Genomic DNA, 16633 nt, shown 5'->3' with positions numbered 1-16633 from the left:
CCTCTGTCTCAAACATCAGAGGCATCTTCGTGCGTGTCACAGCCGAACTTCAGATCGGCTTTTTTGCGTCTAAAAACTGTCATTGTCCAATAAAGTCCGCACCCGTTGCCGCAGAAACGGCACTACATCCTCTTCGAACCAGGGGTTTTTACGCAGCCACAAACGATTGCGCGGCGACGGGTGTACCAGCGGCAACGCTCGCGGCAGGCAGTCGCGCCAGGCCCTGACGCGCTCGGTCAGGGTTTTGTAACTGTCCTCGAGATAATATGCCTGGGCGTAGCTGCCGATCAACAACACCAGCGCGATGTCGGGTAAATGAGCAAGTATTTTTTCATGCCACAAGGGCGCGCACTCCGTGCGCGGCGGCAAATCGCCCGACTTGCCCTTGCCCGGGTAACAGAACCCCATCGGCATAATGGCGATATGCGAATCGTCATAGAACGTCTCGCGGTCCACCCCCATCCAGTCGCGCAGCCGGTCGCCGGAGGGGTCGTTCCAGGGGATGCCGGTGGCGTGCACCCGTGTCCCCGGCGCCTGGCCGATCACCAGTATGCGGGCACTGCCCTGTGCCCGCACCACCGGGTTGGGCCCCAGGGGCAAATCCGCCTCGCACCGGCGGCAGGCCCGCACGTCGACCAACAGGTTGTGCAGTGGGACCAGGTCGTCCGTTTCGCGTGTTCCAGCCAAGCTATATTACCTTTTGTTCAGTGTTGTCTGCCATTGTCGGATATCGGGAATTAGGACCTGCTACCGGTTTGATCGAATACGTTGAATAGATCACAAAACCAAAGTAACGACAATATTTTGGCCGCCGCTGACCTTATCAAAACTTAACAAAAGGACAATAATCAATACATAAACCTGCACATGCCGGAACCCACAAACATCTTCAAACACGAACGGAACAATAAAGGTCACTAAATCGATGCGCTCCCTTGGCTTACTGACGATGATATTGCTGTTATCGGCATGCGCACAAACCGTTCGTGTCACTCCCACCCTGCCCGCCGGCAGTGACGGGGTCACCCAGGGTATCGAGACCAAGGTGCTGATCCAGGTACCCCCGGATGCCGTGCAGAAGCACCACGTAGAGTCGGGTCTGGTGGTATTGGGGCTTATCAACGACTGGAAAATAGATGCCCACAGCAACCTGCCCGATGCTGTGGGCAAGCTGTTCGAGCAACACTACGACACTGTGACCCTGGTCAAAAGCCATCACAATGACTGCAGTGACTGCAGCCTGATCGTGCGCCCGCGCATCACTGAGGTAGACGTCAGCAAGGTCGCCATGCAATCGCTGGTGACCCTGGAGCTGTCCATTCACGATGCGCGGGGCAAACTGATCACCACGCTGACCAGCACCGGCAGTTCACCGTTTCTCAGCGCTACGCGCGTAGGGGCGGGCGTGGCCGGCTACTTTATCCCCTTCTTTGGCAATATGCTGGGTTCCAAGGTGGTCGCCGGCACCGTGGAGCGGGCCATGGACGAGGCTTTGACCGATATCGGCAACCAACTCGCCCACGAGGCCAACAGCGGACAACTGGCGCGCACCTGGCTGCCGCTCGATCTGGCCCGCAAGCAGAAGTACGGCCAGTACGAATACACCGCCGAGCGCGTGGCCCGCAGCCACGGCTGCGATATGCGCACCGACGGCCTGCGGCTGACCGAGAAAAAGTATTTTAAAGAGAGCTACCAGGCCTACTGCTGGGGCAAGCCCCGCTTTACCATCAATTGCGAATACGGCCGTTGCAGCGCCGACGAGAAAAATTCCGCCTTTGCCGCCACTGATAACTGAGTCTCCAACTCTCCAGTGGTGCAGTGCGGGGACGCAACTTTAGTTGCATCCCCCTCGAGAGGAACCACTCCCTGTTAACGAAGGCACCTCCATCTGACTACTGCGATCTCGTATAAATCTATTCAGCACCTATAAATTTTTTTAATCCATAAAAAAGCGAAGCGGTCCGAATGGCAATGCCTTAAGCGAAAGCGTGCCAATTGACCGGCCTGACGTCCCTAAACCCTGACACTGGCAAGATGCCCCACCGGCAACAAACTACTGCGGCGGCGGCTCATCCGAAAAGTGCACCCTGCCCTCGCTGTCGACCCAGCGATGAATTTCCACCGGCGGGCCCGGCTGCACGGGCGCCGGCGCTGCCACCGGCGGCGGCAAATCGGCGCTGCCGGCGGCGTAGACGATTTCGGCAATCTGCTGCACTTTGGGATTGGTCCAGAGCGTGGCCGGATTGCCGGACTTGATCTGCTCCTGAAACTCCGGGTCCTGCAAAATAGCCTGTAACTGCGGATCGTCTTTCACCTGCTGGGCACGGCGCCAGAGCCGGCTAAAATGGGCGGCCAGCTGCTCCGGGTTGTCAGCGGGCAGGCCGCCGGCTTTTATCAGTCCCTGCAAATCAGGATTTTGGTAGAGTTGCTGAAATCCCGCCTGGCGGGTCAGGGCGACGGCGTCACCGGCGTTCATCAGGGCCTGGCTGCGGCTGTCGTTGAGAAACTGCCGCAATTCCTCGCTGCGCATCAACCGCTGCATCTGGCCGGTGGTTTCAGCGGGGGACTCTAACAGCGCCTTGGTCGCCCGGGCCACTTCCGGCGTGTCGCTGACGGCGTCCACCGCTACCGCCACAGCGCCGCCGGCAGCCTGCCGGGCCACCCGTTCGATGGCACTGGGCGGCGCAGCGACCACCGGTACCTGTTGCGAGGCAACCGCCGCGGGTTGCAGCTCCCGGATAAAGCTTATGCCCCAGACCAAAGCCAACCCCACCACCGCACCCACCAGGGCGCCGGTAATGCCGCCGCCCACGGAGGAGGCCAGCGACTGCCCCTCACCGCTGCGCAGCAGCCGGCCGAACAGCGAAAACACCAGACTCACCAATAAGGTACCACCGAAAAAGAGGATCATCCCGGCCACCGCATAGGTGACAAGCCCCTGCAAGCCGGTGCGCGCCTCCAGCAGGGCCGCCAGCGACGGCGTAAACAGAATCGCGCAGGCATATCCCGCCAGCAAGCCGAAAATCCGTGACAGCGAGGCTCCCAGCCCGCGGCGGTAGCCCCGGTAACCGAAAAACACCACGGCGATAATAAAGACGAGCAGTGATATATCCACTGTTTTGACTCCCCTGATTGCGGCTAGGCCGGGCGACCTGACAGCTGCAACCTATCAATTAAGCCCCATCAGTTACCGTCCATTAGCAGGTCCAAACAGGGCCGGGCCCAGCGCCTGTACACACTATTTCCGTTGGCGCCGCCGGGTTTGTTTGGCCCTGATGGTGCCGAGCACTCACTGATTGGAGACTGGCGCTTATTCAGGCCTGACGGGGGACCTGACAACAGTATGTAAAGACCCTAGCGAGAGGTAACCCAAAGCACCTCCCCGTCCTCGGCACTTACCGATACCAGGCAGTGCCCCATACGGGCATCATAGTACATACTGTCGCCGGCGCTGAGGCGCACCGGTTCGTAGAATTCGGTGTAGACCTCGATTTCGCCGCCCAGCACGTAGAGAAACTCCTCGCCATCATGGCGCACCCAGTCGTCAAAATCATCAAAGCTGCGCGCCATCACCTTGCATTTGAAGGGCACCATCTTTTTATTGCTGATGCTGTTGGCCAGCAGCTCGTGCTCATAGGTGGTGGTGGGGTGCAGCAGCCCCTCGCCGCTGCGGGTGATATCGCGACGGCTGTTGGCCTCGGGACCCTCGGCGGGCGGCACGAACAACTGCGGAATGTCGATACCGAGCCCGCTAGTCAACTTCTGCACCGCCTGAAACGTGGGGGAAATCTGCTCGTTCTCGATTTTCGACAAGGTGGAGCGGGCCAGCCCGGTGAGCCGGCTCGCCTCCTCCAGCGTAAGACTGTTGGCGAGGCGGATTTCCCGCAGCCGCTTGCCCAGTTGCAGCGGCTCCACAAAGCGCGCGTCATCGCGGCGGGCAACGGCGAGAACAGAACTGTCTGCAGGCGATTTCGGCACGCTGTTTTCCGGGTCGGCATGAGGAGTCTGCCGGCAAGGTTACTACATCTGGCAGCGGTTAATAAACACGAGTTTCCTATAGGAAATTTAAATTGCCTATAATAGAACCCATTGTTAATATTGCGCCGTTCACCGTCCTCTCAGCATCAGGTTAAGCACCATGCCCACACCTCTGTACGATACGCCTTTGCAGCAACTGGAAAACCGGGGCGAGTTCATCGGCCGCCATATCGGGCCCGACGCCGACCAGACCCGCGCCATGCTGGCCAGCCTCGGCCTCGACTCGCTGGAGCAACTGATCGACAACACGGTTCCCGAGGCCATCCGCAGCCGCGCGCCCCTGGCGCTGGACAGCGCTGTGACCGAACAGCAGGCGCTCGCCGAGCTGCGCCGTATCGCCGCCGGCAATCGGGTCTTCAAGAGCTATATCGGCATGGGCTACCACGACACCGAGGTGCCCGCGGTGATTTTACGCAATGTACTGGAAAACCCCGGCTGGTACACCGCCTATACCCCCTACCAGCCGGAAATCGCCCAGGGCCGGCTCGAGGGGCTGCTCAACTTCCAGCAGATGATTCTCGACCTCACCGGCATGGACCTGGCCAACGCCTCCATGCTGGACGAGGGCACCGCCGCCGCCGAGGCCATGGCCATGTGTAAACGCCAGGCCAAAAAGAACAAGTCCGATATCTATTTCGTCGACCGCGACACCCACCCCCAGACCCTGGCCGTTTTGCGAACCCGCGCCGAGCACTTCGGCTTTGAAGTAGTGGTGGGTGACCCCCACACCGAGCTGGACGGCCTGAACTGCTTTGGCGCGCTGCTGCAATACCCGGGCAGCAGCGGCGCCGTACACGACCTGACGGCGTGTATCCAACAGGTGCACGGCAACGGCGGGCTGGTGACCGTAGCCGCCGATATCATGAGCCTGGTGCTGCTGAAAGCGCCGGGCGCCATGGGCGCCGATGTGGTGGTGGGCAACAGCCAGCGCTTCGGCGTACCCATGGGGTTCGGTGGCCCCCACGCCGCTTTTTTTGCGTTTCGCGACAAGTACAAGCGCTCGGCGCCGGGCCGTATTATCGGCGTTTCCGTGGACAGCCGCGGCCGGCAGGCGCTGCGGATGGCCATGCAGACCCGGGAGCAGCATATCCGCCGGGAGAAGGCCAATTCCAATATCTGTACATCGCAGGTGCTGCTGGCCCTGATGAGCGTCTTCTATGCCATCTACCACGGTCCCGAGGGGCTGCGGCGCATCGCCACACGCATTCACCGCCTTACCGCAATGCTAGCGACCGGCCTCCAACAGCAGGGTCTTGCCCTGGCTCACACGCAATTTTTCGATACCCTCGCCGTCGACACCGGCGCGCAGACCGACGCCATCTACCGGCGGGCGCTCGACCATGAGATCAACCTGCGGCGCCTTAGCGACACCTGCCTTGGTGTCAGCCTCAACGAAACCACCAGCCTCGACGATCTGGATGCACTGCTGCGGGTATTCTGCGCCGGCGACCAGGATTCGGAACCGGACCTGGCGGCACTGGACCTGGCGGCAGCCAAACGCGACGGCGGGGGACTGCCCGCCGGACTGTTGCGCGACGACACCATCCTCACCCACCCGGTATTCAACAGCCACCACAGTGAAACGGCGATGTTGCGCTACCTGCGCCGCCTGGAGAGCCGCGATATCGCGCTCAACCACTCGATGATTCCGCTCGGCTCCTGCACCATGAAACTCAACGCCACCGCGGAGATGATCCCGGTGACCTGGCCCGAGTTCGGCAAGCTGCACCCGTTCGCCCCCATGGAGCAAGCCCAGGGCTATAGCCGGCTGTTCGAGGAGCTGCAACGAATGCTGGCGGCCTGCACCGGCTACGACGCTGTCAGCCTGCAACCCAACGCCGGCTCCCAGGGTGAGTACGCGGGTCTGGTGGCAATTAAAAAATACTTCGCCAGCAAGGGCGAAACCGATCGCGATATCTGCCTGATTCCCGCCTCCGCCCACGGTACCAACCCCGCCTCGGCGCAGATGGCGGGCATGAAGGTGGTGGTGACGGACTGCGATTCCCAGGGCAATGTCGACCTCGCCGACCTGCGCGACAAGATCGCTATCTACGGCACCCGCATCGCCTGCATCATGATTACCTACCCTTCCACTCACGGCGTGTTCGAGGAGGGCGTAAAAGACATCTGTGAATCGGTTAATGCGGTCGGCGGCCAGGTCTATATCGACGGCGCCAATATGAATGCCCTGGTGGGCGTCGCTGCGCCGGGCCGCTTCGGCGGCGATGTCTCACACCTGAACCTGCATAAAACCTTCTGTATTCCCCACGGCGGCGGCGGCCCGGGCATGGGTCCCATCGGGGTGGGCGAGCACCTGCGGCCGTTTCTGCCGGCCCACCCGGTGCAGGAAGTACCCGGCACCGATCCCGCCAACGGTACCATTGCCGCGGCGCCCTGGGGGTCGGCGAGCATACTGCCGATAAGCTGGATGTATATCAAAATGATGGGCCGCGAAGGCATGGCCGATGCCACCCGCTACGCTATTTTGAATGCTAACTACGTGGCGAAAAAGCTGGCTGACCACTACCCCATTCTCTATCGCGGCAGCAATGGTTTCGTCGCCCACGAATGCCTGCTGGACTTGCGGCCGCTAAAGGAATCGAGCGGTGTCACCGAAGAGGATATTGCCAAGCGCCTCAACGACTTCGGTTTCCACGCGCCCACCATGAGCTTCCCGGTGGCGGGTACGCTGATGATCGAACCCACCGAATCCGAATCCCAGCAGGAGCTGGACCGCTTTATCGAGGCAATGATCACCATCCGCCATGAAATCGCCAAGGTGGAGAGCGGCGAATACAGCGCCGGGGACAATCCGTTACACAACGCCCCGCACACCCAGGCGGATATTCTCGATGAGCAGTGGCAGCACTGTTATTCCCGCGAGGTGGCGGCCTGGCCGGCGACCTGGTTGCAGACACACAAAGTGTGGCCGAGCGTAAACCGGATTGACAATGTTTACGGGGACCGCAATCTGGTCTGCTCCTGTCCGAGTGTGGAAAGTTATCGGGACGGCCTGTAGGTGCCGGCGGGTAGAGTAGCCTTGGAAAGTATGGGGTCAGAGTAAAAATAGCGTTTTAATTTTTTACTCTGACCCCATACCATGTTCTGAAGGCGCTGCAACGTGCTGGGCCGGCAAATTGGCCCAGTTGCCCTTACAGCCCCCCCAAAAAAAAGTGGTTGCCTGAAGCGAGTACCCTTGCCAGGAGAGGTATTTCACTCGACAACCCCCGCTTCGGATAACAGCGTTAACAAACTGATCTGGATCCCAACATGGCCGTCCTGGTTCTGCCACCACTCGCCGGGCGAGTGGGCCTTACCGCCTACACCTCCGCGACTCATGGTGACTGCCGGAATACCCCTGGAGATAGGAATATTGGCGTCGGTAGAGGAAACCGCCAGCTTCGGCTGTATGCCAAAAGCGATGGTCGCTGCCATCGACCGCTGTACAATCGGCCAGTCGACCCGGCCTTGGGCCGCCGGGCGCGTACCCACTCTCTTGACATCGACAGTCAGCGCCGGCCCCAGGGTTCTGCCGTCATTTTCCTCCTGCAGCGCCTGCTGTACGGCCGCCTGTAGAATCGCATCGATGGCATCGATTTTCTTCTGATCACCGGAGCGGATATCGACCTCGGCCCAGGACTCAAACGGTATCGAGTTAATGGAAGTGCCACCGCCGATAAGGCCGATATTGTAACTGGATTTCTCGCCTGACGATGTCACCGAAGGCGCCCGCTGATCGAACAAGGCAATAGCGCGCCCCAGGGCGTGGTGTGGATTGGCCGCCCCAAACGCGCCCCAGGAATGGCCGCCGGGGCCTTCGAAAGTTACGCGATAACGGTGTGAACCGACACCGCCGTATACAATGCGATCGGAGCGACCGCCGTCAACGGCAAGCAGGGTATCGATCTTGTTGGCACCGTCGCGAAACAGGTGTTTGGTGCCGCGCAGATCACCGAGCCCCTCTTCGCCCACATTGCCGATAAACAGCACATCCGCATCGGTTTCGATACCGGCGTGCTGCATTGCCCGCAGCACGGCGAGCACCACAATCATTCCCCGCGTGTTGTCACCGATGCCCGGGGCATACATTTTTTCACCTTCCACGCGCACGGTGACATCGGTTTCTTCCGGAAATACCGTGTCGATATGGGCGCTGTAGGCAATCGTCCGCATGCCGCTGCGGCCGGGGCGGCGGCCCACCACATTGCCTACCTCATCGATCTTCACATCCGCCAGACCGGCCTGTCGCAACATGTCGGCAAATCGTTTGGCCCTGGCCTCTTCTTTAAACGGCGGTGCCGGAATCTGTGTCAGTTCGACCAACTCTTCCAGGTGGCGGGCCTCGAGTTCGACAATACGGGCAAGCGCAGTCTTAACCTGAGGTTTGGCTCTCAAGATCCGTATTTCCTCGGTATACTTTTTTTGTACGACAGGCGCCGCACTGTCTGCCGCTGCCAGCGTCGCCGGCAGGACTGCCCACAGGAACAGTGTACCCGCCACAATGTTTCCGGTTAGATTCTTGAGCATTGCTTTTTTCACCCTTTCTTTACTAATCTCTTTATCTATATCATCAGCCGGCGCTGCCCGCGACAAGACGCTAGTGTACTACAGGAGAGGTGGGTTTTAGGCAGGCCTGCTATGCAAGTTTTACATACCTTATCGCGATCTGCGCCCGCACCCTGAGGCGGTCCGTATGGCTGCACCCACGGCGACGCGTCGCAAAAACATTGCTCAATTATTGTAGGATCGATTGCCAGTAGCCCCAGACACCATTAAAGTAAATTTCTACAAATATCCTGGGCCAAGTTACAGGACTCGACGTTTGCAGGAGATATCGATGAGAATACTGGCGAATATATGTGCGGATGATTTGCAAACAAGCAAAGCTTTCTACGTGGCGCTGCTCGACTTAAAAGTCAAGTACGACAGCGACTGGTACATTCAGCTATGTACACCGGATAACCCCGAAATCGAGTATGGTATTATCGACCGCCACCATGAGCTGGTACCGGCTGACTATCGGCAGGCACCGGCGGGGGTCTATATTACGTTTGTGGTACCCGATGTCGATGCCACTTATCAGCGGGCACAGGAACTGGAGTTGCCGATCATCCAGCCACCGCGCAACGAATTCTATGGTCAACGACGATTTCTGACCCGAGACCCCAGCGGCTGCCTGATTGATATCTGTTCGCCCTGGGAATCTGAATAATATGTCCGTCTGACAGCTCGTTCATTGAACGACAGCATTGTAGCGGACGGCAGCGGCAAGTAATATAGGGCTCAATCCAACAACGGCTGCAAGCCAAGTGCTCGCACGGTTTACCCGGTATCCCCCGGAGCCGATTCCACCTATTGTCCCAGGAGCAGGAAAATGAAAACGCGGCTTTATCGACTGCTGAAGGAAAACAGGGGTCTACTGGTGTTTATCGCATTGATGCTGGTGTTTCGCAGCGCTATCGCCGATTGGAACGAGGTCCCGACAGGCTCGATGAAGCCGACCATTTTGGCGGGTGACCGTATCTGGGTGAATAAAATGGCCTATGACATTCGCGTGCCGTTTACCCACATCTCACTGGTCAAACGCTCGGACCCGCGCCGGGGCGATATTGTCGTCTTTGACTCCAAGGTTTCCGACAAACGACTGGTCAAGCGCGTGATCGGCCTGCCCGGTGACGTTATCGGGATGCGCAACAATGTTCTTAGCGTCAATGGCAGGGCGGTGGATTACGAGCAGATTTCCAGCACTGACCGGATGGAGCGCCTGCCGGGCGCGCAACATCGGGTCAGGACTCAGGCAAGCAGCTCTCCCCTGTCGAGTTTTCGCTCTGTCACAGTACCGGCACAACACTATCTGGTACTGGGTGATAACAGGGACAACAGTTCGGATTCCAGAGTGATCGGCTTTATCCCGAGACATGAGATAGTCGGCAGAACCAGACACGTGGTGCTGTCTTTTAATTATGACAACTTTTATATTCCACGCTCAGATAGATTTCTTCATACTTTGTGAGAAACAAGTGGCCAATAGAGGGGATAGTTTGTGAAAGGAAAACTGAGAGGTTGCTTAGTTGCCGGGGCGTTAAGCTTCGCATTTTTTGCGCACGCCGAGACCTCTAACTGGCACCAAGTGGAAAAACTGATTATTGGGTCAAATGGTGCCCACGGCACCCTGGTATTCCTAAGCGGCTCGAACTTCAATGGCTGTCCTGTCAACCAGTCCGCACTGGTCGACAACACCAATCCCAACTACAGCAGTATCCCGAGCGTCCTGCTGGCCGCACGACTGGCCGATAAGCCGGTAAGAGTCACTTACTCGGGGTGCACCGGCGACTATGCCAGGGTCTTGGAAGTCCAAATATAGCCAGCTTTCGTTCACAGCAGGCCAACATGCTGTCGCTTAATCCCAATTAACACCTAGCCGACAGCCTCACCGTCTCGAGCAACACTTTAGGGGAGTGGTCGGCATTGCGAGCTTGGAGCGGGTGATGGGAATCGAACCCACGTCATCAGCTTGGGAAGCTGAGGTTCTACCATTGAACTACACCCGCCAACTCAGCCCTTTTTACCACAAACACCACTTTTACTACAAACGCCCCTCTACTACAAACGCCACCGCTACCACAAACACCACCGCAATTGAAGAGAAGTTACCGCCGCGGCGAAATGCGCATGGTGATATCGGCGTGGAAGACTTCGATGTCATTCGTGTCGAACACACTGACCGGCATGATCACGTCTCGGGTGCCTTGCCACTGATAGCCCTCCACTTTGCACACCGCCCGCAAATCGGTTTTTGCCATCTTCAGGTACTGCACCTGCATCCCCACCGGTATCCAGCGATGTTTAGCATCCAAAGAAACATCCATACACAACCCTCCGGCCAACTCCGCCGCATTACACATGGCAATGGCATGGACGGTTTTAATATGGTTGGTAACCCCCCGGCGTTTACGGAAGGTGAGTTCGACATGACCAGCGGCAACGTGAGTCAGGCGCGGCTTTATGGTGCGGAAGTAAGGCGCCCTGAAGCAGACGAGTTGCGACACCAGCCAGCGCCCCACGGCAGAACCTTTCAACTGGCTCCAGGGTTTTAGCAACGGACTTTTTGCAGGGGTATATGTCATTCGTTTACTCCACTGTTTTGCTCTCGCCGAATCTCACTCAATTCGCAGGCTCTAACTCCCCGTTGTCGCAAAGGTGGTTGAGAAAGCGCAACACCACGGCAATTTCACTGTCACTGAAACCTCGCACCAGTTCGGTATTCTGTATTTTTATAATAGGTTTGGCCTGCTGCAATACGCGTTTGCCCTTGGCTGTCATAAACACCCGGGTCGCACGCCCGTCGAGCGCATCGGGCTGCTTGCGTACCAGGCGGTTATCTTCCATTCGTTTGACCAATCCGGTAACACCGGACTTGTTCAGCCCCAAAAACCGCCCGAGGCCTTTCAGTTGGCTGCCGTCGCGGGACTCCAGCGCCAACAGCGCCACCACCTGGGTCACGGGCACACCGATGGCTGCCTCCATAATACGCTCCATACGTTTATGAAGGTTATGCCTCGCCTTACTGATCAGAAAAAAGATGCGCTTATCCATACGCCCCGCAGGCCCTACCATGGTGTCTATGACAGGCTGCCAATATAGTCCGCATACGAACTAAATGCAAGGCAACCACTACATACCAACCATAGGGCATGTAAAAGTGGCAAAGATTTGGGTCGCGGTGAACGGTAGTTAAGAATGGATACATTCGCTAAGACTGGGTAAAACGGCGATCAGTAACATCAGGTTCTTCCCGCCGGGCAGTATTTATGCTATTCCTAATGGCACTTCCTTGAGGAGAACTGTGCGAATCGATTTGCTCCCTGCTGTAATACCATCGATTATTCAGGCTGCTCAATTATGGGGACTGGTATGAAAATCGAGCACATCGCCATTTGGGCAGAGGATATAGAAAAACTGAAAGCCTTTTATACCACCTATTTCAAGGCAAAACCCGGCAACAAATACTTTAACCGGAAAAAAGGCTTTTCATCTTACTTTCTGACTTTCGAGACGGGCGCCAGACTGGAAATCATGCAGATGCCATCGATACCCAAGACCCGTAACGATCCTTACAGACAATTTACCGGCTTTATTCACCTTGCCATTTCCGTCGGCTCGAAGGAAAATGTCGACAGCCTCACCGCCCGGCTGGCCGGCGCCGGCCATGAAGTAGTCGACGGTCTGCGCACCACCGGCGATGGCTACTATGAAAGCGTGGTGTTGGACCCCGAACACAATCGTATCGAAATTACCGTATAGCGCGATACAGACGCTTTAGTCCACCAATCAAATACACCACTGCTGCGGGGCGAAACGTTACCGCGCGCCGAAGCAGATATGCCGAGGAGAAGTCCATCTTGAGCTTGATTTCATCAGTATACATTGCCACCAGTCTCGACGGTTTTATCGCCAGGGAAAATGACGATCTCGATTGGCTGGATGCGGCCAACGCCACTGTGCCCGAAGGTGAAGACTGCGGTTACCAGGATTTTATGAGCTCTGTCGATGCTCTGGTGATGGGCAGAAGCAGTTATGAAAAAGTGCTGTCTTTTGGCGCCTGGCCCTACGATAAACCGGTAACGGTATTGAGCCGCAACAGTCTCGACATCCCCGCCGCTATCAGCCACAGGGTTTTTCATTCCAATGAAACACCTGCGGCGTTACATCAACGGCTGAGTCAACAAGGCGTCAGGCGTTTGTATGTCGACGGCGGCATTACCATACAGCGATTTTTATCGGCGGGCCTGATCGACGATATAACCATTACCGTAATCCCTGTAATCCTGGGTAGTGGTAAACCCTTGTTCGGCCCCCTTGAAAAAGATATTGCGCTGCGTCACGTCGCGACAAAAACTTACGACTGCGGCTTCGTTCAGTCAACTTATACCGTGATAAAAACATAAACCGGCAGTTGAATCCGCAAGCGGCGCCACCCGCCGCCGCTTTACCCTGCATTAACCAACTTAGCAATTCTTATCTTTGCAACTGGCGCATCGATTCCCATACTAGTGCTTCGACCGGAAAATAATTTCACTTTGATGGCACTTAGGTCTCAATCCAGGCATAGCCCTGTAGGCTCTTCGCCAGCAGGGACGCTGGCGAAGAGCCTACAGGGATGTATGCACGGCGTGTCCCAAAGGGCTATGCCCGGATTGAGACCGGGCTGGCTAAGGACACCAAGACCCGTTTTGGAGTGAAAAGATTTACTGGTCAGAGTACTAGGACACGAATCAGACATCATTAAAACACCGCCCCACCGAGGCTATATAGTGGAAAACAGCCGGGGTCAAGCGAGTCAAAACAGATAAAAGGCACTTGAGCAGGTCAGGAGACGATTATGCCCAGTCGCAACACTCACTCCGTACTCATTGGTTACCTGGCGTGGATTTTCGGATTCATGGGTTGCCATAGATTCTATTTCGGCAAACCGGTTACCGGGACCCTCTGGTTTTTCACCCTGGGGTTGCTCGGTATTGGCTGGATTATCGATTTTTTTCTGATTCCGTCGATGGACCGCGAGGCCGACCGGCGTTTTCTGCCGGGCCCTATCGACTATTCTGTTGCCTGGATTCTGTTGGTCTTCCTCGGCTTTTTCGGCATTCACAGAATGTATATGGGCAAGTGGCTGACCGGTTTTCTCTATCTGTTTACCTTCGGTCTTGTCGGTCTGGGCTACCTGTACGATTTGTGGACATTGAACGACCAGGTGGATGAGGAAAACGAGTACTACTAAACGGCCGGCACGCTGCACCAGCATACCTGCGATAGAACACCTAACCGCCCACGAATAATGTTTATCAGATCAAAGTTTTATTGAAGACCGCGGCAGATGAAAACTCGCGCACCGTCACCCGCACGATCGCCGCGCTGGTAGCAGTTGCTGCCCGCGGGTGTGGTGCTGGAGACGATTTACGACCGCGCCGCACTGGTGTCCAAATTCATCGCCACGGTGCAGAAAACTCTCGCCGAGAGTGCGCTGCTGGTGGTTGCCGTGTTACTTTACTGCTCGGCAACATCCGGGTCAGGGTCGCCGCTCGATCACCAGCAACAGACGCCCCACTTCAAAACCGAATTTCCTCAGAGACGACTCGTTGATCAACACGTTCGGTGACACCAGGTACATGCGGTCGTCGACGCGGATATCCAGGGTGCCGTCGCCGTAGGGTATGCGCAGCACATAATCCAGAAACATGGCATTGCCCACCACAGTGCCCCGCCCTTCGCCCACCACATCACCTGCCGTGCCGATATACCTGCCCTCCCCGGCCGGTCGCAAAGTCCAGACCCGGCGCTGTTTTTCACCGTCGTCAAACAGGAAGTCCTCATCGAGGGTGCCGACCCCGTTTTCCCACGATGCCTTAATATCGGCATTGAAGTAGCGAATGACTTTACCGGAACGGTTTTTTACCACCCCGTGGGCACTGAGGTTGCCGTCGAAAAACTCCTCCAGCACCAGCGCGGGCTGGTTGGAGCGATAATCATTGATACTCACACCGGAGCACCCCACCAGCAACACCATCAAAAATGCCAGCGCTGCACTAGAGAACTTGGGAAAAAAGTTGTTAGAAACCTTATCGAAAAAAACCTTGCCGAACGTGGCGTTAAAACTGTCGCGGAACGAAAGAAGCATGACCGTTATCCTTCAGTTATAGCTACTTATACGCGCCACCCCGGAAACGGATTACAGCGGAAAATCAGCCGTTTCAATAAACGCCGCGGCTGGTATAGTACCGGGTGCGTCAGGCACAGATATCAGCAGGTAAGGCGTGTACCCCGTTCCCAGTTACGATCTCCGGCACTTGGGCTTTGCCCGCTTTGCACCGCCCGCGGCGCTGGCGCCCTATATCCAGTGCTATTGGCTTATCCGCAACCGGTCGTCGCCGTTGCCGCCGCGGACAGAAAAGCTCTACCCCGACGGCGGCACCGGGCTGATTTTCAATTTCGGCGCACCTTATACCGTCGATCGGACCCCGGTCGATTCGCGGCTGGTCTACCAGGGTGCCGGTGATCGGCTGCAGGGGATGGGGCTGAACGGCAGCATCGACGCCATCGGTATCCGTTTTCGCCCCGCCGGGGCCTACCCCTTACTGGGGGGCATGCCGGCGCGGGAACTGCAACACAGTTGGCTGCCGCTGGATCACTTACTGCCCGAAACGGCGCCGCTGTTCGAACGCCTGGTCGGCACGCCCACGCCGGCGCAGAGGTTGCGGCTGATCAATCAGTGGCTGCTGCGCCGCCTCACCTTATTCGAGCGACAACCGACCTCGATACTGCCGCTGATCGACACCCTCGCCGGCCCCCATTCGGCCGTGAGCAGCCTGGCGCGCTCGAGTGGTATCAGCCGGCGCCGACTCGAGCGCCTGTTTTCCCAGCAGGCGGGGCTGGCGCCGGCCCGCCTGGGGTTGCTGCTCAAGGTGAGCAGGGCCCGCGAAACCCTGAAAGCGGACTTTCTCACCCCCCTCACAGATATCGGTCAGGCCTGCGGGTTCTACGACCAGGCGCACTTTATCCGGCACTTCAAGACTATTATGCAGGTAACGCCCGGCCAGTACCGACAGCACAAGCGCCGCCAACACACACTGGCGCAAACATACAATTCCTGCAGAGCTGCAAGACGGTAGGCTCGTGTCTCCCTGGAAGCTGTTTAACTACCGCCGGGCGTAGCGAGGCGCGCGATAAGTCGCCCTGGGTGTGCGTTTGTGCAGGGCAAATCGCGGGATTGTTTAACGCAAACAAACCGATGTCCGGCGCAATTGAGTGCCAAAGCAAAAGCCTGGCCATGATTAAGCCGCTTCTAACAATTTGTAACCCTTCAGGAGCTTTATCATGAGAGAACTACGCCAGCGCTTATTAGCGGCGCTACTGGTTTACCTGTGTTGCCAGAGTGCCGTCGCGGCCGACAACACCATCGGCATACTGGTGTTCGACAAGGTGCTGACCAGCGATATTATCGCACCGGCGGAAGTCTTCGGTATCGCCGAGCGCAAGTCCTGGTTTGCCTCCTACCAGGTCAAATTTATCGGCGTGACCGACGCCGCCACCATCACCACCGAGGAGGGTATAACCCTGCAGGTGGACCACTCGATTGCCGACGATATCGACCTGAGCGCCCTGATCGTACCCAGCGCTTACGATATGAACCCGCTGCTGAACAACCGCCAACTGATCGACTTTATCCACCGCCACGGCGAGCGTGTCAAGTGGCTGGCCAGCAACTGCTCCGGCGCCTTTCTGCTCGGCAAAGCCGGACTGCTCGACGGGCGCCGGGCCACCACCTGGGCCGGCGGCGAGGCCGACCTGCAACGGGCCTATCCCAGGGCCAAGGTATTAAAGGATCGCAATATCGTGGTGGATGGCACTATAATCACCGCCAACGGCAGCCTGATCAGCTATCCGGCCGCACTGGTCTTGTTGAGCATGATGAGTTCGCCGGCCAAGGCGAAACAAGTGTACGCGACCTTGCAAATGGAGCGGCTGGTCACCTGGCAGGCCATCTCCCATTTTATTCCCGACCTGTAACCTCTGTATTCTGCCCTCGCACTATCGCCGC

The 16633-nt window shown here is 57.6% G+C and carries 17 protein-coding genes and 1 tRNA gene; 10 read left to right on the top strand and 8 right to left on the bottom strand.

The annotated features are described in order from the left end of the window. Positions 1-69: 69 nt before the first annotated feature. Positions 70-687 (bottom strand): uracil-DNA glycosylase family protein, encoded by a 618-nt coding sequence (locus FKG94_RS10285; RefSeq protein ID WP_246125074.1) that lies wholly within the window; start codon positions 685-687, stop codon positions 70-72. Between the two features lie 238 nt (positions 688-925). Between FKG94_RS10285 and FKG94_RS10280 the strand changes: the two genes are divergently transcribed. Beyond that, positions 926-1795: a hypothetical protein gene (locus FKG94_RS10280; RefSeq protein WP_142904149.1), complete on the top strand. Its 870-nt coding sequence runs from the start codon at positions 926-928 to the stop codon at positions 1793-1795. A gap of 258 nt (positions 1796-2053) precedes the next feature. Here the strand turns inward: FKG94_RS10280 and FKG94_RS10275 are convergent, their stop codons facing one another. Both FKG94_RS10275 and FKG94_RS10270 read right to left on the bottom strand, forming a co-directional pair. Then, positions 2054-3115: a CvpA family protein gene (locus tag FKG94_RS10275; protein ID WP_179957583.1), complete on the bottom strand. Its 1062-nt coding sequence runs from the start codon at positions 3113-3115 to the stop codon at positions 2054-2056. A gap of 239 nt (positions 3116-3354) precedes the next feature. Then, positions 3355-3978: a helix-turn-helix domain-containing protein gene (locus FKG94_RS10270; protein WP_142904147.1), complete on the bottom strand. Its 624-nt coding sequence runs from the start codon at positions 3976-3978 to the stop codon at positions 3355-3357. A gap of 160 nt (positions 3979-4138) precedes the next feature. On the opposite strand from FKG94_RS10270, the gene gcvP reads away from it, so the two are divergent. After that, positions 4139-7057 (top strand): aminomethyl-transferring glycine dehydrogenase, encoded by a 2919-nt coding sequence (gcvP, locus tag FKG94_RS10265; RefSeq protein ID WP_142904146.1) that lies wholly within the window; start codon positions 4139-4141, stop codon positions 7055-7057. A 194-nt stretch (positions 7058-7251) separates the two neighbouring features. On the opposite strand, the gene FKG94_RS10260 is transcribed toward gcvP, so the two are convergent. Then, entirely contained in the window at positions 7252-8565 is a 1314-nt protein-coding gene (locus FKG94_RS10260; RefSeq protein WP_218943499.1) for a M20/M25/M40 family metallo-hydrolase, read from the bottom strand. 310 nt (positions 8566-8875) lie between these two features. On the opposite strand from FKG94_RS10260, the gene FKG94_RS10255 reads away from it, so the two are divergent. The 3 genes from FKG94_RS10255 (at position 8876) to FKG94_RS10245 (ending at position 10402) form a co-directional block, all read left to right on the top strand. Then, entirely contained in the window at positions 8876-9250 is a 375-nt protein-coding gene (locus FKG94_RS10255) for a VOC family protein (RefSeq protein WP_142904145.1), read from the top strand. A 162-nt stretch (positions 9251-9412) separates the two neighbouring features. Next, complete coding sequence (gene lepB / locus FKG94_RS10250; RefSeq protein ID WP_142904144.1) at positions 9413-10051, top strand: signal peptidase I; 639 nt, start codon at positions 9413-9415, stop codon at positions 10049-10051. Between the two features lie 30 nt (positions 10052-10081). Further along, on the top strand, positions 10082-10402 hold the full coding sequence (locus FKG94_RS10245; RefSeq protein ID WP_142904143.1) for a hypothetical protein: 321 nt from the start codon (positions 10082-10084) through the stop codon (positions 10400-10402). 113 nt (positions 10403-10515) lie between these two features. Here the strand turns inward: FKG94_RS10245 and FKG94_RS10240 are convergent. The 3 genes from FKG94_RS10240 to FKG94_RS10230 form a co-directional block, all read right to left on the bottom strand. Next, positions 10516-10589: transfer RNA gene (locus tag FKG94_RS10240), tRNA-Gly, on the bottom strand. Positions 10590-10688: 99 nt separating this feature from the next. Next, positions 10689-11165: a hotdog fold domain-containing protein gene (locus FKG94_RS10235; protein ID WP_142904142.1), complete on the bottom strand. Its 477-nt coding sequence runs from the start codon at positions 11163-11165 to the stop codon at positions 10689-10691. Between the two features lie 37 nt (positions 11166-11202). Continuing rightward, complete coding sequence (locus FKG94_RS10230) at positions 11203-11634, bottom strand: MarR family winged helix-turn-helix transcriptional regulator (protein ID WP_179957582.1); 432 nt, start codon at positions 11632-11634, stop codon at positions 11203-11205. Between the two features lie 318 nt (positions 11635-11952). On the opposite strand from FKG94_RS10230, the gene FKG94_RS10225 reads away from it, so the two are divergent. The 3 genes from FKG94_RS10225 (at position 11953) to FKG94_RS10215 (ending at position 13816) form a co-directional block, all read left to right on the top strand. Next, entirely contained in the window at positions 11953-12342 is a 390-nt protein-coding gene (locus FKG94_RS10225) for a VOC family protein (protein WP_142904140.1), read from the top strand. A gap of 98 nt (positions 12343-12440) precedes the next feature. After that, positions 12441-12986 carry a dihydrofolate reductase family protein gene (locus FKG94_RS10220; RefSeq protein ID WP_142904139.1) on the top strand — a complete coding sequence of 182 codons (546 nt, stop codon included), beginning with the start codon at positions 12441-12443 and terminating at the stop codon, positions 12984-12986. Between the two features lie 434 nt (positions 12987-13420). Beyond that, positions 13421-13816 (top strand): NINE protein, encoded by a 396-nt coding sequence (locus FKG94_RS10215; RefSeq protein WP_142904138.1) that lies wholly within the window; start codon positions 13421-13423, stop codon positions 13814-13816. 288 nt (positions 13817-14104) lie between these two features. Here the strand turns inward: FKG94_RS10215 and FKG94_RS10210 are convergent, their stop codons facing one another. Continuing rightward, positions 14105-14602, bottom strand: a complete 498-nt coding sequence (locus tag FKG94_RS10210) for a DUF3833 domain-containing protein (RefSeq protein WP_246125089.1) — start codon at positions 14600-14602, stop codon at positions 14105-14107. Between the two features lie 247 nt (positions 14603-14849). On the opposite strand from FKG94_RS10210, the gene FKG94_RS10205 reads away from it, so the two are divergent. Together FKG94_RS10205 and FKG94_RS10200 are read left to right on the top strand one after the other, a co-directional pair. Further along, the gene (locus tag FKG94_RS10205; RefSeq protein ID WP_142904136.1) at positions 14850-15704 is read left to right on the top strand and encodes a helix-turn-helix domain-containing protein; all 855 of its coding nucleotides are present in this window, start codon (positions 14850-14852) and stop codon (positions 15702-15704) included. A gap of 205 nt (positions 15705-15909) precedes the next feature. Beyond that, positions 15910-16602 (top strand): DJ-1/PfpI family protein, encoded by a 693-nt coding sequence (locus FKG94_RS10200; RefSeq protein ID WP_142904135.1) that lies wholly within the window; start codon positions 15910-15912, stop codon positions 16600-16602. The last annotated feature ends 31 nt before the right edge of the window (positions 16603-16633 follow it).

The organism is Exilibacterium tricleocarpae (assembly GCF_007004655.1).
Lineage (GTDB): Bacteria > Pseudomonadota > Gammaproteobacteria > Pseudomonadales > Cellvibrionaceae > Exilibacterium > Exilibacterium tricleocarpae.
This window is presented reverse-complemented; position numbering and strand designations above follow the sequence as displayed.